Annotated in this window: 22 protein-coding genes and 1 tRNA gene; 20 read left to right on the top strand and 3 right to left on the bottom strand. The window is 44.7% G+C overall.

The genetic code is table 11. From position 1 onward, the window contains the following. The first annotated feature begins 119 nt into the window (after positions 1–119). From mnmE to G9G54_RS12420, 7 genes are all read left to right on the top strand, one after another. On the top strand, positions 120–1,496 hold the full coding sequence (gene mnmE / locus G9G54_RS12450) for a tRNA uridine-5-carboxymethylaminomethyl(34) synthesis GTPase MnmE (protein WP_165178325.1): 1,377 nt from the start codon (positions 120–122) through the stop codon (positions 1,494–1,496). A gap of 97 nt (positions 1,497–1,593) precedes the next feature. Continuing rightward, entirely contained in the window at positions 1,594–3,483 is a 1,890-nt protein-coding gene (mnmG, locus tag G9G54_RS12445; protein WP_165178324.1) for a tRNA uridine-5-carboxymethylaminomethyl(34) synthesis enzyme MnmG, read from the top strand. Further along, the gene (gene rsmG, locus G9G54_RS12440) at positions 3,483–4,205 is read left to right on the top strand and encodes a 16S rRNA (guanine(527)-N(7))-methyltransferase RsmG (protein WP_165178323.1); all 723 of its coding nucleotides are present in this window, start codon (positions 3,483–3,485) and stop codon (positions 4,203–4,205) included. The genes mnmG and rsmG overlap by 1 nt, the downstream gene beginning before the upstream one ends. Positions 4,206–4,636: 431 nt before the next feature. Next, entirely contained in the window at positions 4,637–5,455 is an 819-nt protein-coding gene (gene noc / locus G9G54_RS12435; protein ID WP_013312811.1) for a nucleoid occlusion protein, read from the top strand. A gap of 180 nt (positions 5,456–5,635) precedes the next feature. Further along, complete coding sequence (locus G9G54_RS12430) at positions 5,636–6,397, top strand: ParA family protein (RefSeq protein ID WP_013312810.1); 762 nt, start codon at positions 5,636–5,638, stop codon at positions 6,395–6,397. Then, a complete protein-coding gene (locus tag G9G54_RS12425; RefSeq protein WP_039272130.1) occupies positions 6,390–7,232 on the top strand; it encodes a ParB/RepB/Spo0J family partition protein in 843 nt (280 codons plus the stop codon). The genes G9G54_RS12430 and G9G54_RS12425 overlap by 8 nt, the downstream gene beginning before the upstream one ends. Positions 7,233–7,431: 199 nt before the next feature. Next, positions 7,432–7,953 carry a DUF4446 family protein gene (locus G9G54_RS12420; RefSeq protein WP_013312808.1) on the top strand — a complete coding sequence of 174 codons (522 nt, stop codon included), beginning with the start codon at positions 7,432–7,434 and terminating at the stop codon, positions 7,951–7,953. Here the strand turns inward: G9G54_RS12420 and yyaC are convergent. Next, on the bottom strand, positions 7,907–8,512 hold the full coding sequence (gene yyaC, locus G9G54_RS12415; protein ID WP_051717975.1) for a spore protease YyaC: 606 nt from the start codon (positions 8,510–8,512) through the stop codon (positions 7,907–7,909). The genes G9G54_RS12420 and yyaC overlap by 47 nt on opposite strands. A 250-nt stretch (positions 8,513–8,762) precedes the next feature. On the opposite strand from yyaC, the gene G9G54_RS12410 reads away from it, so the two are divergent. From G9G54_RS12410 to G9G54_RS12400, 3 genes are all read left to right on the top strand, one after another. Continuing rightward, complete coding sequence (locus tag G9G54_RS12410; protein ID WP_165178322.1) at positions 8,763–9,713, top strand: mechanosensitive ion channel family protein; 951 nt, start codon at positions 8,763–8,765, stop codon at positions 9,711–9,713. After that, on the top strand, positions 9,703–9,927 hold the full coding sequence (locus G9G54_RS12405) for a DUF951 domain-containing protein (protein WP_025723137.1): 225 nt from the start codon (positions 9,703–9,705) through the stop codon (positions 9,925–9,927). Before G9G54_RS12410 ends, G9G54_RS12405 begins: the two co-directional genes overlap by 11 nt. 77 nt (positions 9,928–10,004) lie before the next feature. After that, positions 10,005–10,095 (top strand) — tRNA-Ser (locus G9G54_RS12400). Between the two features lie 220 nt (positions 10,096–10,315). Here G9G54_RS12400 and G9G54_RS12395 read toward each other — a convergent pair. Both G9G54_RS12395 and G9G54_RS12390 read right to left on the bottom strand, forming a co-directional pair. Continuing rightward, positions 10,316–10,633, bottom strand: coding sequence for a hypothetical protein (locus G9G54_RS12395; protein WP_013312804.1), 318 nt, complete (start codon positions 10,631–10,633; stop codon positions 10,316–10,318). A gap of 366 nt (positions 10,634–10,999) precedes the next feature. Beyond that, positions 11,000–11,194: a YjzC family protein gene (locus G9G54_RS12390; RefSeq protein ID WP_013312803.1), complete on the bottom strand. Its 195-nt coding sequence runs from the start codon at positions 11,192–11,194 to the stop codon at positions 11,000–11,002. Positions 11,195–11,512: 318 nt separating this feature from the next. On the opposite strand from G9G54_RS12390, the gene rpsF reads away from it, so the two are divergent. The 10 genes from rpsF (at position 11,513) to G9G54_RS12340 (ending at position 21,218) form a co-directional block, all read left to right on the top strand. Further along, on the top strand, positions 11,513–11,797 hold the full coding sequence (gene rpsF / locus G9G54_RS12385) for a 30S ribosomal protein S6 (protein ID WP_013312802.1): 285 nt from the start codon (positions 11,513–11,515) through the stop codon (positions 11,795–11,797). Between the two features lie 49 nt (positions 11,798–11,846). Continuing rightward, a complete protein-coding gene (gene ssb, locus G9G54_RS12380; protein ID WP_013312801.1) occupies positions 11,847–12,338 on the top strand; it encodes a single-stranded DNA-binding protein in 492 nt (163 codons plus the stop codon). 21 nt (positions 12,339–12,359) lie between these two features. Continuing rightward, complete coding sequence (gene rpsR, locus G9G54_RS12375; RefSeq protein ID WP_013312800.1) at positions 12,360–12,632, top strand: 30S ribosomal protein S18; 273 nt, start codon at positions 12,360–12,362, stop codon at positions 12,630–12,632. 525 nt (positions 12,633–13,157) lie between these two features. Further along, a complete protein-coding gene (locus G9G54_RS12370) occupies positions 13,158–14,897 on the top strand; it encodes an ABC transporter substrate-binding protein (protein ID WP_165178321.1) in 1,740 nt (579 codons plus the stop codon). A 68-nt stretch (positions 14,898–14,965) separates the two neighbouring features. Next, a complete protein-coding gene (locus tag G9G54_RS12365; protein ID WP_039272122.1) occupies positions 14,966–15,928 on the top strand; it encodes an ABC transporter permease in 963 nt (320 codons plus the stop codon). 11 nt (positions 15,929–15,939) lie between these two features. Continuing rightward, positions 15,940–16,863, top strand: a complete 924-nt coding sequence (gene opp4C, locus G9G54_RS12360; RefSeq protein ID WP_061830439.1) for an oligopeptide ABC transporter permease — start codon at positions 15,940–15,942, stop codon at positions 16,861–16,863. A 13-nt stretch (positions 16,864–16,876) separates the two neighbouring features. Beyond that, the gene (locus G9G54_RS12355) at positions 16,877–17,860 is read left to right on the top strand and encodes an ABC transporter ATP-binding protein (RefSeq protein ID WP_149034876.1); all 984 of its coding nucleotides are present in this window, start codon (positions 16,877–16,879) and stop codon (positions 17,858–17,860) included. Next, positions 17,857–18,822: an ABC transporter ATP-binding protein gene (locus tag G9G54_RS12350; protein WP_039272116.1), complete on the top strand. Its 966-nt coding sequence runs from the start codon at positions 17,857–17,859 to the stop codon at positions 18,820–18,822. The genes G9G54_RS12355 and G9G54_RS12350 overlap by 4 nt, the downstream gene beginning before the upstream one ends. Positions 18,823–18,981: 159 nt before the next feature. Continuing rightward, positions 18,982–19,923, top strand: coding sequence for a D-alanyl-D-alanine carboxypeptidase family protein (locus tag G9G54_RS12345; protein WP_013312794.1), 942 nt, complete (start codon positions 18,982–18,984; stop codon positions 19,921–19,923). 236 nt (positions 19,924–20,159) lie between these two features. Beyond that, positions 20,160–21,218 (top strand): LCP family protein, encoded by a 1,059-nt coding sequence (locus G9G54_RS12340; protein ID WP_061830437.1) that lies wholly within the window; start codon positions 20,160–20,162, stop codon positions 21,216–21,218. The last annotated feature ends 29 nt before the right edge of the window (positions 21,219–21,247 follow it).

Genomic DNA, 21,247 nt, shown 5'->3' with positions numbered 1-21,247 from the left:
ATGGCTCTCTGCAAGATGCAGAAGCCATTGCTTTTTTTCTTATATTTCTCGCTGAAACGGCTGCCGTCCTTGATGAAGGACGGCAATGTCGTTTCTACTTGATAGGAGGTAGAAACTTTATGCTGAGTGATACTATAGCTGCCATTGCAACGGCTGTCGGCGAGGGCGGCATTGCGGTTGTACGAGTCAGCGGTCCAGAAGCGGTCACAGAAGTGGAGGCTTTGTTCCGTAGTAAAACACCTCTAAGCAAGGCTCCAACTCACACAGTACATTATGGACATATTATAGATCCTCAAAGCCAGGAAAAGGTGGAGGAAGTTTTAGTTACAGTGATGCGGGCGCCACGCTCTTTTACGACAGAAGATGTCGTAGAAATCAGCACTCATGGCGGAGTCGTAGCCGTCAAACGGGTGATGGATTTACTATTGCTGCAAAATATACGTCTGGCTGAGCCAGGTGAATTTACGAAACGTGCTTTTCTGAATGGTCGTATTGATCTGAGTCAGGCGGAGGGTGTCATTGACTTAATCCGCTCCAAATCAGATAAAGCTTTTTCGGTAGCTTTGAAGCAGGTAGATGGACAACTGTCCCAGAATATTCGTCGTCTGCGTCATGTCTTGGTGGAGACACTTGCTCATATTGAAGTGAACATTGATTATCCTGAGCATGATGTTGAATCTTTTACATCTGACTTAATCAAGGATAAAAGCAGTCAGGTCATGTCGGAAATTGATCGGCTGCTGCATACGGCGGAGCAGGGAAAGATTTTGCGCGAAGGGCTGACTACAGCGATTGTTGGAAGGCCAAATGTGGGCAAATCGTCACTGCTGAACACATTGGCTCAGGGCGAGCGGGCCATTGTGACCGATATTCCGGGCACAACTCGTGACGTTATTGAGGAATATGTGACGATTAATAGTATTCCGCTCAAGTTGCTGGATACAGCAGGGATTCGTGAAACGATGGATGTAGTGGAACGGATCGGAGTAGAACGTTCGAGAACGGCGGTTAGTGAAGCGGATCTGCTGCTCATCGTCATTAACGCCAACGAACCACTGCATGAGGATGAAATGGCATTAATGGAACAAATCCGCGGTAGACAAGCGATTGTCATTATGAATAAAATGGACTTACCGGCCCAAGTAGACCGGGATTTGTTGCTGCGTTATGTTCCCGAAGAGCTTATCGTACCGATGTCTGTGAAGGAAAATGAGGGAGCGGACCGACTGGAGCAGGCGATATCCAAGTTATTCTTTAGCGGCAAGCTGGAATCAGCGGATATGACATATGTCAGCAACGTACGGCATATTGCTTTGTTGAAGAAGGCGCGCCAATCGCTGGTAGATGCCTATGAAGCCGCTGATCAATTTGTTCCGATCGACATGATCCAGATTGATGTAAGGCTGGCATGGGAGCATTTGGGCGAGATTGTAGGCGATACTGCGCATGATGCGTTGATAGATCAAATATTTTCACAATTTTGTCTGGGCAAATAGAACATTCAAGCATGGCTGATATAAGCCTGCTATCGTTATAGATATACAAGAGCATATTCGGCGTGAAGACCGGAATGTATAAGGAGGTAAGAAAGGTATGGGTTACCAAGGAGGCGACTATGACGTAATTGTCGTAGGCGCGGGCCATGCGGGCGTAGAATCAGCCTTGGCAGCAGCACGGATGGGCTGCCGCACATTGATGATCACAATTAACCTGGATATGGTCGCGTTCATGCCCTGCAACCCGTCTATTGGCGGTCCTGCAAAAGGGCATGTGGTGCGAGAAATTGATGCACTGGGCGGCGAAATGGGTCGGAATATTGATAAGACATTTATCCAAATGAGAATGTTAAATACTGGTAAGGGTCCGGCGGTTCATGCATTGCGTGCACAAGCAGACAAGTTTTCTTATCAGCATGCGATGAAGGAAACGATGGAAAAGGAACCGAATCTAACCTTACGCCAAGGTATGGTGGAAGAGCTGATTATGGAAGACGGCCATTGCGTAGGTGTAATTACGAAGACGGGCACAGAGTATCGAAGTAAAGCAGTTGTCCTAACCACAGGCACTTATCTGCGCGGAAAAATCATTATGGGCGAGCTGATGTATGAGAGTGGTCCGAACAATCAACAGCCTTCGTTGAGATTGTCTGAGCATTTGAGAGAACTGGGTTTTGATCTGGTTCGATTTAAGACAGGAACGCCACCACGTGTACACAAGGACACGATTGATTTTAGCAAAACGGAAATACAACCGGGTGATGATCAACCGAAGTTCTTTTCCTATGAAACGAAGTCTTCGGATAATGAACAGCTTCCTTGCTGGCTGACATATACTTCAGTAGAAACGCATCAGATTATTAATGATAACTTGCACCGTGCGCCCATGTTCTCTGGTCTGATTGAAGGAACGGGACCACGTTATTGCCCATCTATTGAAGATAAAGTGGTACGTTTCAGTGATAAGCCTAAGCACCAAATCTTTTTGGAGCCTGAAGGTAAAAACACATCTGAATACTATGTTCAAGGCTTGTCGACCAGCTTGCCAGAGGATGTGCAATTAGCTGTGCTGCGTTCGATTCCGGGGATGGAAAAGGTAGAGATGATGCGTAATGGCTATGCTATTGAATATGATGCAATGGTACCTACGCAGTTATGGCCTACTTTGGAAACGAAGAAAGTTCCTGGCTTGTTCACAGCAGGTCAGATTAACGGTACCTCTGGTTATGAAGAAGCTGCGGGCCAAGGAATTATGGCAGGGATTAACGCAGCTCGTAAGGTGCAGGGCAAAGAGCCCGTCGTATTGGACCGTTCGCAAGGCTACATTGGGGTTCTGATCGATGATTTGGTGACGAAGGGGACGAATGAGCCTTATCGTCTGCTGACGTCGCGTGCAGAATACCGTCTGTTATTGCGTCATGATAACGCGGACCTGCGATTGACTCCGATCGGGCATGATATTGGCCTAATTACGGATGAACGATACGAGCGCTTTTTGGATAAAAAGCAAAAGGTAGAGCAAGAGATTGAGCGTTTGCGCTTGGCGAAGGTTCGTCCGGTTGATATAAATGAGATGCTGGAGCAAGGCGGATCTGCACCAATACAGGATGGCAGTAATTTGTTAACGGTGCTACGTCGACCAGAGATCAGTTATGCGCAAGTAGCACAAATCTCACCTTCATCTATAGCTCTTACTGAGGAAGAACAGGAGCAGGTGGAAATCCAAATTAAGTATGCGGGCTACATTGAAAAGCAATTGATGCATGTGGAGCGTCTGCAAAAGATGGAGAAAAAGAAGCTCCCAGAGGATATTGTATACAATGAAGTTCAAGGACTGGCCATTGAAGCCAGGCAGAAGCTTGAAAAGATCCGTCCGATGTCGATTGGTCAAGCATCCCGTATTTCGGGTGTAACTCCTGCGGATATTTCCATTTTGCTGGTTTATCTGGAGCATTATAACCGCGTAACGGCAGCAAGGGGATCATAATGGACGCGATACAACAGCAATTTAAGCAGCGGCTGGCAGAGCATAGTATTGTGATTAATGACAGTCAGTTAGATCAGTTTGAAACATATTACCGTGTGCTGGTTGAGTGGAATGAAAAAATGAACCTGACGGGTATTACTGAGCGCGATGCAGTGTACACCAAGCATTTTTATGATTCTCTTTCCCTGGCCTTTTATGTTCCGTTAAATGATGTGGGAAGCTTGGCTGATATTGGATCAGGTGCAGGTTTTCCAGGCATTCCTTTGAAAATATGCTTTCCGCAGATTCAGTTGACTATTGTAGATTCATTGAACAAACGTATACAATTCTTGGCCCATGTAGTAGAGCAGTTGGGTTTGGAAAATGTTGAACTGGTTCACAGCAGGGCAGAGGAATTGGGGCGTAAACCAGGATACCGCGATAGCTATGATCTAGTGACAGCCAGAGCGGTTGCTCGTCTCGCCGTATTGAATGAATTTTGTTTGCCGTTTGTCCGTGAAGGGGGACACTTTGCCGCGATGAAGGGTAGTGATCCTACGGAGGAAATCAAGGAAGCTTCCTACAGCTTGAAGGAGCTAAAAGGAAAAATCAAACATGTTCAGGCTTTCCAGCTACCTGTTGAAGATGCAGCCAGACATATGATTATTATTGAAAAAAGAGCGGCGACACCACGGAAATATCCACGTAAGCCGGGTACTCCTTTGAAGACGCCGTTAGTGTAATTGTTTGAAAGAAAGTGAATGTTTCACGTGAAACATTCACTTTTTTTATGGCTGACAGACTCTTTACATAAAAGACACTTTGCTAACATGCGTTCTTGTTTTCATGAGGGAAGAATATGGATAGATAGTTGTCAAAGAGGATGCATAATTTATTATCTGATCCTTCCGAAAAGCTGATAGAGACGATAGGATTATGGCTGGAAAAGTGATAGAATAGAGATAATCGTTTTAATGTAAGTTGACTGCTCCCGTACCCATGAATTCAGATATACATATAGGGCAGTGGGACAACAAATGTCAGGGGTGTACGTGGAGTGTACCCGCTTACGGCGCTGTTTCATATAAAAGGGTCTACGATCCGCGTAAGGAACTGTTTTTCACGAAGCGCTGTTAGTATGGTGCTATTATGAAATTAGGTGGTATTATACGGAATGAAAGAACAATTTTCCAAGCTATTTGGTTTGACGGAGCGATCTACTGGGGACGAAATAAAACAAATTCCAGTTCGGGATATTGTCAGCAGTCCTTATCAGCCCCGTACCATATTTGACGACGAGAAGATTGATGAGCTATGCCAGACCATTAAGACGCATGGTGTAATTCAACCGATTGTCGTTCGTTTCCGTAATGGACAATATGAGATTATAGCAGGGGAACGTCGTTGGAGAGCTGTCACCAAGCTGGGTATGGAAACTATTCCAGCCATTGTTCGTGAGTTTAATGATTCACAAGCTGCATCCATCGCGTTGATTGAAAATCTTCAACGGGAAGGGTTAACTGCGATTGAAGAGGCTGTAGCTTACCAAAAGCTGATTGATCTACATCAGCTCACCCAGGAAAGCCTCGCTCAACGACTTGGCAAAAGCCAATCCACTATTGCTAACAAGATACGGCTGCTTCATCTGCCGGAGAGAGTGAAAGAGGCTCTAATGGAACGGAAGGTGTCCGAGCGTCATGCTCGTGCATTATTGTCATTAGAGACTGAAGAACTACAGTACAAGGTTTTAGATGAAGTCATTGCCAAGGAACTCAATGTGAAGCAGACAGAGGCACGAGTTGCCTTTTATAAACAAGTATCCACCAATAAGAAATCGAAGCGGATTTCCTTTACCAAGGATGTCCGGCTTGCGCTGAATACGATTCGTCAATCCATTGATATGGTGTCTGGCTCAGGCTTGGATATCAAGACCAAGGAATCTGATCATGAGGATCACTATGAGATTGTCATTCAAATTCCCAAACGTAAGTAAGGGATGAAGCGTACAGGCGGCAGCAATTGCCGCTTTTTCTCGCCGAATAAAACCGCAGCATACTCAATTCTATTCTGAAATTGCCGTTATCCGTAAGTTAAGGACTAAGTAACGTCTCCATAGAGCGTTTTGTAGTTATGGAGTGTAGCAGGATTCCGATTAAATTATGAGGTGAATGAAGTGTCAAAAATAATAGCCGTAGCCAATCAAAAGGGCGGAGTAGGCAAAACAACTACTTCCGTTAATTTGGGCGCCGGACTTGCTTCCCTCGGCAAAAGGGTATTGCTCGTGGATATCGACCCGCAAGGTAATACAACCAGCGGTGTGGGTATCAATAAGGCGGACGTGGCAAATTGCATTTATGATGTACTCATTAACGAGGTTGATCCTAGCGAAGCTATTATGAGTACACAGGTTGAGGGATTAGATATTATTCCGGCAACCATTCAGTTAGCAGGCGCGGAAATTGAACTGGTGCCGACCATTTCTCGCGAATTGAGATTAAAAAGATCGCTTCAACTCGTTAAGCATAATTATGATTATATATTAATTGATTGCCCGCCATCGCTGGGTATTTTGACGCTTAATTCATTGACGGCTTCCGATTCAGTCATTATTCCAATCCAGTGTGAATATTACGCATTAGAAGGATTAAGTCAATTGTTGAATACCGTGCGATTAGTGCAAAAACATCTGAACACCTCACTGCAAATTGAAGGTGTGTTGTTAACCATGTTTGATGCCCGCACGAACTTGGGTATTCAGGTGATTGAAGAAGTGAAAAAGTATTTTCAAAGCAAGGTTTATCAGACGATTATTCCACGCAATGTGAGACTCAGCGAAGCACCATCACATGGCCAGTCCATTATTACGTATGATCCCCGTTCCCGTGGGGCAGAGGTATATATTGAGTTGGCAAAGGAAGTGGTATCTTATGAGTAAACGGTTGGGAAAAGGACTTGATGCACTCATTCCCTCCCTTATGGTCAATGAAGAGGATAAGGTTGTTGACATTCCGCTCAGCCAGTTGCGTGCGAACCCGTACCAGCCTCGAAAAACGTTTGATGAAGAGTCCATTAAGGAATTAGCCGAGTCCATTCGTCAGCACGGTGTTATCCAACCTATTATTGCACGTAGTGTATTGCGAGGATATGAAATCATAGCCGGGGAAAGGCGGTTTCGGGCGTCTCAATTTTGTGGGAATCCGACTATACCTGTGGTTGTTCGCAATTTTACGGATCAGCAGGTGATGGAGATTGCCCTGATTGAGAATTTGCAGCGTGAGAATTTGAATGCAATGGAAGTGGCAGTAGCTTATCAGGGATTGATGGATCAATTTTCTTTAACTCAGGAAGAGTTGTCCATGAAAGTGGGAAAATCACGTTCTCATATTGCCAATTTCCTTCGTTTGCTGGCATTGCCTGAAGAAGTTAAAGATCATGTTTCACGTGGAACATTGTCTATGGGACACGCTAGAGCTATTGTTGGGCTCAAAGATCCAGACATGGTGAAACAGTTAGCACAGCAATGTATTGAACAGCAGTGGAGTGTTCGCGAACTGGAGGAAGCTGTACAGCAGTTGGATCATAAACCTGGTGAGGCGAAAGCCAAAGCAAAGGTACGAAAAAAGGACCCCTATATTGACCATATGGAAGAGTCCCTGCGTGAACGCTTTAAAACAACTGTAAAGATCAAGCACAATAAGGATAAAGGCAAAATTGAATTGAATTATTACAGCCAGCAGGATTTGGAAAGATTACTGGAGCTATTACAGTAGTTTGTTGAAATATGGACATGTCTCCTTGAGCAAAATGGAAAGTGAGATATGTCTTTGCTTTGTCTGGAATTGCAGGAATTTAGAATGGTTTTGATGGATAAACTAATAGCCTTGTGTTATTTGTTTCGCTGTTCTCAAACATATAAAATATAAGTATGCAGGTACATGATTTTTGAGGTAGAGGAGTAGAAGCAAGCATATGGCTGAATTGAATGGACTAATCATGGAACAGCTTGCCGGAATCGTTGCAGGGATCGTGCTTATTTTGCTCATCCTGTTGATTGTTATTATCGTGCAGGGTGCAAAGCTGAAGAAGATGCGGCGAAAGTATGAAACCATGATGGCAGGCAGCGGTGTCGAGAATTTGGAAACGCTGCTGATTGATTTGAAGGTACAGATGGATACGATTGAGGATGAGCAGGAAACCCATCGTGCAAGTATGAAATCACTACGCAGCAAACTGACTGGCTTGAAGGGACATATAGGCATTAAACGCTATAATGCCTTTGGTGAGAGAGGAAGCGATTTAAGCTTTTCTCTGGCTATTGTAGACGACAATCAGGATGGTATGGTATTAACCGGCATTTATAACCGAGATGGTTCATATGTGTATGCCAAGCCTCTGGAGGCGGGACAATCCACCTATTCCTTATCACCTGAAGAAAAAGAAGCCGTTACTCTTGCGCAGCAAGCAGGACAGAACGGTAATGCCACTCCTTAATCGCGGAGTATAGGCTGCCAGCAATAATATCTGATAATTTCATTACCAAATTTAGTCTCGTATTTTGTAGCACGAAGTATTCCATGAAGCCGCCGACGTTAACGATACCAGTCAAATGGATATCGCCGACCGGCGGTAATTCTTTATTTACACCTGCTCCCGGCTTGAGAGGGCCTTCTGAAACCTGAATGCATCCAACACTGGAGGTTTGTCCAAGACATGCATCTATGCCAATGATATATGGCTGTTCATATCGGTCTTGTATGCCGTTCAGCGTCGTTTGCAGGTTCATGGCATGTACAGGCTCCTCTAATGTACCGTATAGGTTAAACAGAGGGCTTTTGTAGCGTGCTAAATGCGTACCTACGAGCGGACCCAGGCAATCTCCAGTGGAACGGTCGGTGCCGATGCAAATAATGACGATATTTTGCAGACTCGGCGCCTGGTGCAGATGGAACAGCAGACGATGGATGATGGCTGATTGGATCCCGGGGTCTGTGTGTGATATTTTTAGGCTTAGGGGTTCTTGCCCCGGAATGAAGTCAGATGGATGAGTCATGGAATCTTCCTTTCGCTCTGTAATGGAGTGTGCGGGTTACGCTCGCTGTACCTTGGAGAATAACAATTAGCCTGCGGGTAACATTTATGCTCAAGATAGTAGCTAGTATATGGATAAACTTGTGTTTTTATACTCGAAGGAAGTAGATTATTCATAGCCATATGTTTGAAGTCAGTAGATAAGCTTATATAGTAGGAATAGAATTCGGGAAGCAGGAAGAGTAGTTCCCTTGTTTAAGGAGGAATACAGCGTGACCTTTATACATTGGTTGGCCGGTAATTTAGAAACCGATGACGTAGTGAAAGGTGCGATTCACTGGAAGGATGCTGTATGGAAATGGCTTACTGATAGTGCGATGTGGTCGACCTTTTTGTTTGTAATTTTGAAAATCGCGATTATTTTTATCATCACACGTATCTTTATTCGAGTTATTAATAAAATTATAGATAAGTCGATGCAACAAAAGGGAGATAACGGCAGGTTTCGATTGAATACAAGGCGGTTAACGACTGTTGGGGAACTACTGAAAAATGTAACCAATATTGTATTTAATTTCATTTTGATTATGCTGGTGCTATCGCAAATGGGCATTAATCTCGGCCCTCTGATTGCTGGAGCTGGAGTGCTTGGATTGGCTGTTGGTTTTGGGGCACAGAGTTTGGTTAAGGATGTAATTACCGGATTCTTTATTATTTTTGAAGATCAATTTGCCGTAGGAGATGTCATTCAGACAGGTACTTTCAAGGGTACGGTGGAAATGATCGGGCTGCGCACAACCAGACTGGTGAGCTGGAAAGGTGAGGTGTACATTTTACCAAACGGCTCAATTACAACGGTAACGAACTTCTCTATGTCCAACGCGTTAGCGGTAGTGGATGTGCCAATGAAGGCCGAGCGTAGCCTGGAGGAAGCAGTTGGTTTGGTAAAACAGGCAATCCAAGGTATTGAAGAGTACAATGTACAGATACTTAATATACCGGATGTGTTAGGGGTTCAGTCCATGACTACCTCAGAGTATATTGTGCGTGTTGTGGCAGAATGTATGCCGAATACAGGGGCCGTGGTAGAGCGTGATATTCAGAATAACATCAAGAAGGCCCTAGAGGATGAGGAACATCGTCAGGCAGCCTTGGAGACAGCGATAACCCTAGAAAAAGAAGATGAACAAGGAAGAAAAGGGGGAGAGAAGGGTGGAGCGTAAGTCATTTGAACTAGGGGACATTGTACAGATGAAGAAGCCTCATCCGTGTGGAACGAATGAAATGGAAATTATCCGCATGGGGATGGATATTCGAATCAAATGTGTCGGTTGCCAGCATAGTGTGCTGATTCCGCGTGCCAAGTTCGAAAAGAATATGAAGAAAGTGCTGCGATCAAAGGCTAATGCCGACGAGCAAAACACAGAAGCAAATTGAGCCAAGAAAGATGAATGGTGATGAACCAGAATCAGCTTGCGTCACAGTTGCAATGATGATATAATTATCCTTGCTGCGGAAAGGTACCCAAGAGGTCTAAGGGGGCTGACTCGAAATCAGTTAGGCGTCGCAAGGCGTGCGTGGGTTCGACTCCCACTCTTTCCGCCACTAACTTCATTAAATAAACCAATCTCTTACGTCTGTGACGTAGGGGATTTTTTGTTTGTGGAATTAAAGGTCAACAGACTGTGATAAAGTGAAAAGCACTAAGATAAACCATGAGAGTAAAGGAAGAAACAATTACAAATCTATTGGGATGAATAAGGCGTTATAGCAAAAAAATGCTCCTGACAGCGGGGAAATTATTGCCGTTAGGAGCACTCTTTTGTTATAGCTGGTTAGGCGGGTAATGATAGCGTTTTGTTTTTTTTGAGCCAGAGATCATCAGAAGGATCGCTGCAATCAAATGGAGAGCCCAGCCTACAAAGGGTATCCAGGCCAGCAAAGAAGTGAGTACTCCCCATACGGAGCCGTAGATCGCCTCCTGATTGCGTAACGACAGGATAAGTGTTACTGCATGCAGGACAAGCATAAATCCCAGAGCCGAGTAGCCGGTCCCCATGACAATAGCTCCCCCCACAATCGGTACGGCAAGCACCAATTCGAATATACCTGATATCCACTTTAATATTCGAGAATAGCTCATCTTTAAACCTCCGTAGATAGTAGGTCTTTGTACTTGGATATATTCTAGCAGAAGGAGCTGAATTAATCTGCATTTTACCAGGATATGCAAAAAGCCCGATAATGCAACAAAGGAGGACCACAAAGGTCCTCCATCGTAGGCGATACATTTTTAACAGGATACGATCTGTCCAATCACATCATGAAACTCGGTGTACTGACCAGCAATACCGTGTTGAAAAGACAGTGTCCTTTTACACAAACCTAACGCTTCTAATGCCCGGAATGGATCTCCTAACAGTTTGTCCGGCTACGTCGTCCAACGGAACCACACCTCTCTGTTGTATCGCCTAATCATAATATGGCCAGGATTCCGAGGAAATATACATTAGTGGACACGAGCTTTCGTTTTTTTCTTCCATTTGCGATTATGGTTGGCGGTCTCCGGAAAAGAATCGCCTCTTTCCAGCGTTACCTGCTGCGGATTTTGGATTTCAGTATGGAAGCTCTTTTCTCCGACCTCCATGTATACGCCGTCGTTTGGGACCTTATCCCCTGGTTCGAACTCAGTCTTTTCACCCATACGGTGGTGCCTCCTTAGATAAATGAATTTGAACTGCAACGGTTATTGTGCGCTGTCTTGAACAGAAACATGCGAAATCGGGTATACAGATAGTGAGTGAATCAAATGATTTCCTTTATATATGCGAAATTTTTGATGTTCTATAAAATTGTATAAAGCTAATGATATACAGTGTATTTAGCCGTATTAGGCTTGTGTATTGAATTTGTAGGTTGCATTCAGTTGCTCGATTTGGTAAACTGTTTTAGTGCGAGCTTAGGCTCGTTCCTTGCTCTCAACTGAGATTGAGGGCCTTATGTCCATAAGGAGGTGTAAAGAATGCGCAAATATGAAGCGATGTATATTATTCGTCCTGACATTGAACAAGAAGCTGTTCAAGCGACAGTCGATAAATTCCAAGGTATCATCTCCAACGGCGGTGGCGAAATTACGAGTCACGATGTAACTAAACGCCGTCTTGCGTATGAGATCAAGAAATTCCGTGATGGTTCTTTCGTTCTGGTAAACTTCACAGCAGAACCTGCTGTTGTTACTGAGCTTGAGCGTATCATGAAAATTTCTGACGAAGTAATTCGTTATCTCATTACGAACGACGTAGCTTAATTATTGTACGTGATTATGTAATGAACAACGCTCAAAGGAGGGGATTGGATTGTTGAACCGTGTCATTCTGATCGGTCGTTTGACCAAAGATCCAGAGCTGCGCTATACACCGTCTGGTGTAGCAGTAACCCAGTTCACCCTGGCTGTAGACCGTCCGTTTACGAGTCAAGGCGGCGAACGGGAAGCGGATTTCTTGCCGATCGTAACCTGGCGTCAGCTTGCTGAAACATGCGCTAACTATCTTCGCAAAGGTCGTTTAACGGCTGTTGAAGGCCGTGTTCAGGTGCGTAATTATGAGAACAATGAAGGAAAACGTGTATACGTGACTGAAATTGTAGCTGATAATGTGCGTTTCTTGGAATCTAACCGCGATGGCGGTAACGGTGGCGGCAATAGCGGTGGAGCTGCGCGTGAGGAGTCTCCTTTCGGAGGCGGTAACAGCAATAGTGGACGCGGGAATAATAACTCGCGAAACAATCAGGATCCTTTTTCCGATGACGGAAAACCGATCGATATTTCGGATGATGATTTACCATTTTAATTGGGAAAGGACTGACAAAGAATGGGCTTCAGACAAAGAGAAGGCGGAGACGATAACAAAAGACCAGCTCGTCGTGGTGGTCGCAACAAACGTCGTAAAGTATGTTTCTTCACTGTGAACAAAATTACTCACATTGACTATAAAGATACAGACCTGCTTAAAAAATTCATCAGCGAACGTGGAAAAATTCTTCCTCGTCGTGTGACTGGAACAAGCGCGAAATATCAACGTATGTTGACAATCGCTGTTAAACGTTCCCGTCAAATCGCATTGCTTCCTTACACTACTGAATAGTAGTGGGTGGAAAAAAGAGACGTTCCCGATCCCGGGAATGTCTTTTTTTGTGATCTTTTATATTGACAACAAGTGCCATCTATTGTAACTTACTAATAATACAATCCATGTTTACCCATAAACCATAGTATACCTTTTAATGGCTTGTGAAATTACAAGCTCCTCAACTTGCCAGAGTAAACAATTTAGCCTCCCTGAATGTTATTTTATATTACATAGAACCCTGTTTTTTGTCATTTCCCACAAGTGAAATTCATAAAGTTTACATAAATAGATATTTTGCATTTTTATATTACATAAAAAAAGATATTGACGTGATATTATTTTACACTTAAGATAAACCTTAATAAAAATGTAATGGTTGTTAAAGCAAAAAATTGACCAGAGGTCTAAAACACGTGTTTACGCTATTAAAGATAGTAAGGAGGATGTGCAAACTTCATTTTCAAACCTCAAGCTTTAACGAATCACCGCAGGAATGAGACAGGCTGTTAAATAAAGAACCGACTAAGGGGGATTAACAGGATGATGCAGACGAAGAAATGGGTTTCTTTGCTTATGATGCTTACGATCGTTGGTGTTCTGTTTGCAGGATGTAGCGGAGGTGCCAATGAGGCACAGCCACAGCAAGGCAATGCGGGCAATAAAACAGAGGGAAATGAAGCAAGTGCACCTGTTACGGAGGGCGTTATTAAAGCAACTGATCTGTCGCAAAACCCTCCGGGAGCGACTAATCGGAAAGATAACATTGTAGTAGGTATGACATCACCTAAAGGGGTATTCAACCCGCTATTCTGGCAAACGACTTACGATTTATATGTAGTCAGAACAGTATTTGATTCCTTCTTACAGGTGAAGGCGGATGGTACATATGAAAATAGTTTGGCTGAAAAGGTTGATGTATCGCCGGATGGTCTAAAATACACATTCCATCTGAAACCAGGTGTGAAGTATAGTGACGGCACCCCAGTAACCGTAAAGGATTATGCTTTTGTACTCAAAGTGCTGCATGATCCGAATTATGATGGAGAAACCGATGTATTGTCTTTTAAGATTAAAGGCGGTAAAGAATATCACGATGGAAAAGCAAATGATATCTCGGGGATCAAGGTCATTGATGATAATACAGTAGAGGTCACCGTTACAGAAGCAACAGCGTATACGAAGGATTTTCTGGGTGAGCAATACTTTATGCCAGAAGCTTATTACGGAAAAGGATTTAAAAAAGGTAACCTGGACAGCATCAAGGCGCTTAATAATAAGCCGATCGGCTCTGGTCAGTACGTACTGAAGAGCTTCTCCCCAGGTCAACAAGTCGTATTGGATGCGAATCCAAACTACTTTAAAGGCGCACCAAAGGTGAAATCAGTTATTTTTAAAACAACAACAGAAGAAACGAACCTGTCTATGCTGCAAACGGGCGAAACGGACATGGACAACATCACAGTTACGGAAGACAATGTAGAGGAATTAAAGGCATTGGGCTTCTTGGACGTGAATATTATGCCAACGAACGGCTATGGATACATTGCGTTTAATCACAAGGAAAAGAAATTTCAGGACCCTAAAGTACGTCAGGCTTTAACTATTGGGTTAAACCGCAAGGAGATTGTGCAGGGCGTGTATGGTCCATATGCGAATGTTATTAACATTCCACAATCTACAGAATCTTGGTCTTATACGGATGAAGGTATCAACAAATATGAATTTGATACAGCTAAGGCGAAGGCTTTGCTGGATGAGGCAGGCTGGAAGGTTGGTGCTGACGGAATTCGTGAAAAGGATGGAGAAAAGCTGACCATTAACTTCTCTGCGACTGCTGATAATCCAGTAGTAGAGGCCCTGCTACCGATCATGTCCAATAACTATAAGGAGCTAGGCATCAAGCTGACTTCCGAAACTTTAGATTTTAACGCCATTATGGATAAAAAGGACACAGGCAAGTTTGATATGTTCTTCGCGGCTTGGGGCTTAACTCCAGACCCGGATACAACGACTTTTATTACGAATGGTGCACAAAATGATATCGGATATTCCAATAAGAAGGTCGATGAACTAACGCTTGCTGGTAAGCATGAGCTGGATCAAGAGAAACGCAAACAGATTTACAAACAGCTCTATCAAGAGTTGAATAAGGATCTGCCAACTATTTTTATGTACCAACGCAGAGATATGTGGCCAGTTAATGGACGTGTAACCGGCTTGGAAATTACACCATACAAAGATTTTGAGTTCACTCTGCATAACGCTCAGATCGCTCAATAAGGGTTGCCAATCGTATGCTCAGCTCTCACGAGCTGGGCATATCACTTTATTCGTCTGGAGGAATGAATATGAAGCAGTACATTATTCGAAGACTGCTGCAACTCATCCCCACACTTATTGGCATATCCATTATCGTATTTGCGATTTCAGCCATGGTGCCGGGTGATTATATTACAGCCAAGCAGAACCCGAATATGACGGCCGAAAAGGCGCAGCAGCTACGACATATCTACGGGCTGGATAAACCGGAATACCAACGCTATTTTATATGGGCCGGTAATATGTTAAAGGGGAATATGGGGGATTCATTACAGCATAAGCAGCCGGTAACGAAGGTCATTGGCAATTATGTATGGAACTCATTTATTATCGCTTTTTTTAGTCTTATTTTTAGCTGGTTGATTGCGGTTATTGCAGGGGTATTTTCAGCCAAGTTCCAATATTCGTTATTCGATAAGTTTGTCACATTATTCATTTTCTTATGTATGTCGCTGCCTTCATTTTTTATTGGTCTATTGGTCATCAAAATATTTGCCCTGGAGTGGGGGGTTCTCCCGGTTGGGGGCATGACCACAGCAGGGATGGAGCCAGGCTCGTGGGCTTATATGGTGGATGTTCTCAAGCATATGTTTCTGCCGACACTCGTACTTACGATGCTGAGCACAGGAAGTCTGACCCGGTATTTCCGTACAGGCATGTTGGAGGTCATTCGTCAGGATTATATTCGTACCGCACGCGCCAAAGGCCTGAAGGAACGTACGGTTATTTTCAAGCACGCACTGCGCAATGCACTGATTCCAGCCATCACACTACTCGGCTTCGAGCTTCCGGCCTTATTTGGTGGAGCGATGATTCTGGAGAAGGTTTTTGTGTGGCCGGGTGTGGGTCAGGTCTATCTGGAGTCGATCAGTATGCGGGATTATCCGTTTATGTTGGGCTTCACGATTTTCCTAGCGGTACTTACGCTTATCGGTAATTTGCTCTCTGATGTATTGTATGGCATGGCAGATCCAAGAATTCGCTTGAAGTAGGAGGGATACTATTGTCCGCAGAAACAGTCACGATTGAAACGAATCAAAAGGCGGCGATCCGTCCTGAAGCGTCTCCATGGAGAATCGCCGTTCGCCGTTTTAACCAAAACCGTCTGGCTTTGGCTGGTCTCGTTATATTAATTCTGATGGTTACCATTTGTATATTTGGACCGATGATTTCACCTTATCATTTAGATGATTACAAGCTAGCTGACAAAAATTTATCGCCTAATGCTAAGTACTGGCTTGGGACGGATAAGTTTGGTAGAGATATTTTGCTGCGTACGATGCTGGCCGGCCGTATTTCCTTGACGGTGGGGCTAGTTGCCACGTTTATTTCGGTCATGATCGGGGCGACGCTGGGTGCGTTGGCAGGATTTTATCGTAAAGGCGTAGATACGGTTATTATGCGGATTGCCGATATTTTCATGGCACTCCCTACATTACCGCTGCTTATTATTTTAGGTGCTGTTCTGTCGGATTTGAAGGTCGATCCGTCGAATCGCATTTATTTTCTGATGCTCATTATCGGGATTCTGAGCTGGACGAGCTTGTCCCGTCTGGTCAGGGGGCAGATTCTTACGCTGCGTGAACAGGAGTTCATGCAAGCGACGGAAGCGCTAGGCTTGAGAGACCGCCGCAAAATATTCCGACATTTGCTGCCGAACACCATTCCTACCATTATTGTTACGGCTACGCTTGGAGTAGCGGGTGCGATTATTACAGAATCTGCGCTCAGTTACTTGGGAATCGGTGTTGTGCCGCCCACACCTTCGTGGGGGAATATGATATCGGCTGCGAATAACCTAATTGACTTCCGCAAACGGCCTTGGATATGGGTTCCACCGGGAATGTGTATTCTCATTACCGTTGTAGCGATTAACCTGATTGGCGACGGTTTGCGTGACGCGCTGGACCCTAAAATGAAGAAGTAGGAGACGAACGTTTATGGAAAATGCTTTGATTGAATTTCGTAACCTGAAAACCCACTTTCATACCTCTAACGGAACTGTCAAAGCGGTCAATGACGTCAGTTTTAAAATTCGTGAGGGTGAAACGCTCTGTGTGGTAGGAGAATCAGGCTGCGGTAAGAGTGTAACAGCGATGACGATGATGCGGTTGATTGATTCTCCCCACACCTCAGACGGACAAATCTGGTTTGAGGGCAAGGACCTCCTAAAACTCAATAAAGGTCAAATGCAGCAGATTCGCGGCAATGACATCTCGATTATTTTTCAGGAGCCCATGTCTTCTCTGAATCCCGTGCTTACGATTGGGGAACAGATCACGGAGCCATTGCTGATGCACACATTAATGAGTAAAAAAGAAGCACATGCTCGGGCAATTGAGCTGATTAATTTGGTGGGGATTTCACGTTCAGAGGAAATATTTCATTCCTATCCTCATGAATTGAGTGGCGGTATGCGCCAGCGGATTATGATTGCCATCGCATTAAGCTGTAATCCGAAGCTATTGATTGCGGATGAACCAACAACGGCACTGGATGTTACGATTCAAGCTCAGATTCTGGATTTAATGCGGGATTTGAAGGATAAGCTTAAAACGTCCATTATGCTCATCACGCACGACTTGGGCGTCGTGGCAGAAATGGCTGATTATGTGGTTGTTATGTATGCTGGAAACGTCATTGAAGAGGCGCCTGTCATTGAGCTGTTTAAAAATCCGCAACATCCATATACTCAAGGCTTATTAAAGGCGAAGCCCGTCATTAATCAGAAAATGGATCGACTCTATTCCATCCCAGGACAGGTTCCAAACCCGATTGAGCTAGGAGAAAATTGTCATTTTCATGATCGGTGCGCCCATTGTATGCAAATTTGCAAGGATCAGGCTCCTCCCTTGAATGAAAAGGAGAATGGTCATAAGGTTGCCTGCTGGCTATATGAGAAAGAAGGAGGGCAACGGATATGAGCGAGCCTTTGATTCAAGTGGAAGGGCTGAAAAAGTATTTCCCGATCACAGGCGGAATTTTTCAGCGTACTGTCGGACATGTGAAAGCAGTCGATGACGTATCCTTTAACATTCATAAGGGTGAATCCTTCGGTCTGGTAGGAGAATCGGGTTGCGGCAAAAGTACGATTGGACGTACGATTCTCAGATTGATGGATAAGACAGAGGGATCGGTACGATATAAAGGCGAAGACTTGCACGCGTTAAACAAAGAGCAGATCCGTGCGCTTCGTCCGAAGTTGCAAATCGTCTTTCAGGACCCTTTTAGCTCACTGAATCCGAGAATTAAGGTCGGTGAAGCCATTGGAGAGGCGTTGCTGGATCACGGGTTGATTGATCGTAGTGAGCTGCGGAAGAAGGTCAATGAAACGCTGAACATTTGCGGGCTGTCCTCGTATCATTATGATCGGTATCCGCATGAGTTCTCTGGCGGTCAGCGCCAGCGGATCGGGATTGCACGGGCTTTGATTTTGAATCCTGATTTTATTGTGGCTGACGAGCCGGTATCTGCTCTGGATGTGTCTATTCAGGCCCAGATCATTAACTTGTTAAGTGATTTGCAGCAGGAACGCCAATTGACCTATCTGTTCATCTCGCATGATCTAAGTGTAGTCGAGCATCTGTGTAGCCGGATAGGTGTGATGTATCTGGGTTCAATGGTAGAGCTTTCCTCCAAGGAGGAACTGTTCAGTAATCCGCTTCATCCGTACACGAAGGCGCTGCTATCGGCAGTACCGATTCCCGATCCCACGATCAAGAGACAACGGATTGTGTTGAAAGGAGACATCCCATCTCCGGCCAATCCGCCTTCAGGATGCAAGTTTCATACACGTTGTCCTATGGCAGAAGCACGTTGTAAAACAGAGACTCCGGTATACCGCGATGCGGGCGATCAGCATTTTGTAGCCTGTCACTTTGCCTAAAATATAATAATTAGGAAGCAAAATATCCGTCATCCTGAAAGCAGAATTGACGGATATTTTGGCGTGGAATAAAAAAGGTAAAAAAATTGTATCTTTTTTTCGAAAAATTGCAGACAAAATGGATTTTTCATCGTCTAATAAAGTATGGAGGTTATTACGATGATGAAAAAACACTGGTTACGTTGGGCTATTGTCGTCCCGGTACTTATTATATTGATTTTTATTACGCTTGGACCCCGCCTATTGATCGGAAAGCCGAATGTGGATGCAGAGGCTGCGGTGCTGATGGACATGCATACTGGGGAATTGCTGATGGATGTGAACGGTGATACGCCTATGCCTTCCGCAAATATGTCCAAGCTCATGACCGAGCTATTGGTGCTGGAGGATATTCGGGCCGGACGGTTAGGCTGGAATGATGAAGTGCGAATTAGCCGTTACGCCAGTACAGTGGGCGGTGTAAATCTCTCCCTCCGGTATGGTGAAAGGATGACCGTATCCGAATTGTTCCAGAGTATGGTTGTGTATTCAGCGAATGATGCCGCTGTCGCGTTAGCGGAGCGTTCAGCAGGGAATGAATCAGCTTTTGTGAAGCGTATGAATGGAAAAGCCGCCCAAATTGGGTTGTCATCCGATAGTCGCTTTAGCAATGCGTCTGGGGCAGGTCAGAGTGAACTGGGGCCGAATCACCCTGAGGATATTCAGGGAGAAACGAAAATGACAGCAAGCGACACGGCAAAGTTGGCCTCCTATTTGATTACGTCACACCCGGAGATTTTGAGAACGTCCAGTCGTACACAAATGGAGTTGAAGGATAAAGGCATCTACATTAGTAATACGAACTGGATGCTGCCTTCCTTGGCTGGACCGTACTCTTACGCGGGAACGGACGGACTGAAAGCAGGGTACACAAGCGATGCTGGATACTGCTTCACGGGCACAGCTGAGCAGCATGGAAGACGGCTAGTTGCTGTGGTGCTGGGTGCACCGAGCAAGGAAGAGCGTTTTGAGCAGACACGGAGGTTGTTCGATTATGGTTTTTCCCTGTCGACTTCTTTCCCGGTGAGACTGCAAAATTTGGTGAAACTGGCTCCACATTAAGGCGAAAAATGACTTTGAAAGCTACATAGGATACGGATATAAACATGAATTGGGGCTTTGACCGTGAGGTCGAAGCCTTTTTTGGTATGAATTCGAGGAGCTGACCACGCCATGACACTTTTGACAACAAGGTAGTAGACCTTTTATGCTTTGAGGGGAAGTTTCAGCTTCATGTGGGACCAATTTGGTTTAATGATGAGATGGGATTTGTGACGGAAAGAAGGAAGGTACCTGTTATGGAGAGAAGACATAAGAGAAGGACCAGTGGAAAGCCAAAAAAGAAAAAGAGGTTTACCGCTCTATATATTTCATGTATTGTTTTATTTTTGATTGCAGTGGGAGGCTACCTGTTCCGCAAACAGCTGACACTGGTGGCTTTTGATTGGTTTGTATCACCGACGTTGGAAAGCAAGCTGGAGAAATCTTATCAGCCGCGACAATCTGGGGAACAGCAGCAGCAAGAGACAGTAGCTTACCGTAAGGAACCCTTTTCGGTGCTGTTACTGGGTACAGATCAAAGGCCAAATGAAAAGGCGCGTGGTCGTTCGGATACGGTTATGTATGCAGTAGTACGGCCCGCGGAATCGCGTGTGCTTTTGGTTTCCATTCCAAGGGATACGTACGTACAGATTGCCGGACATGATCCGAATCGCGATGGCGAGGATGATTTTGATAAGTTGGGGCATGCTTATGCGTTCGGAGGCGAAGATATGTCCATGGCTACAGTAGAGAAGTTGATGGAGCATAAGGCCGATTATTATGCTACGATTAATTTCCAGGGTATTCAGGAGGCGGTGAATGCAGTGGGTGGAGTTGTGCTTCCAATCGACAAGCCCATTGAGAATAAGAACCCGCTGCATATCAAGTTCCGTATTGAGGCGGGCAAGCCGCTTTATAATGGTGAGGAAGCGATGTATTATGTTAGATATCGGGAAGATAGCGACTTCAACCGCACAAAACGGCAGCAAATATTTTTAAACGCTATGGCGGATAAGCTGCTGAATATCAACGGAATTACCAAGATCCCGGAGCTGCTCGATATTATGGGAGCAAATTTTAAAACCGATATGGAACCTACTTTTATTACTGGACTTGGCAAGCAAGCTATTTCGCAGGGGAATCCACAAATTTCAAGTTTTACGATTACGGGGGAAGGGTTCAAGAAGAAGGGCCTGTATTATGACCGGGCTAATGAACAGGAACTTGAATATGCCAGACTCATCATTGCGAACTGGCTTGATTCTGATACAACCCCGCAGACGCTGAGGCTTCCCGACAAGCAGGACATTCAGTGAGTAATCAATGGATTTATATTTGATTTTGA

Origin of the sequence: Paenibacillus sp. EKM212P, from assembly GCF_011066115.1 — a bacterium.
Taxonomy (GTDB): Bacteria; Bacillota; Bacilli; order Paenibacillales; family Paenibacillaceae; genus Paenibacillus; species Paenibacillus polymyxa_B.
This window is presented reverse-complemented; position numbering and strand designations above follow the sequence as displayed.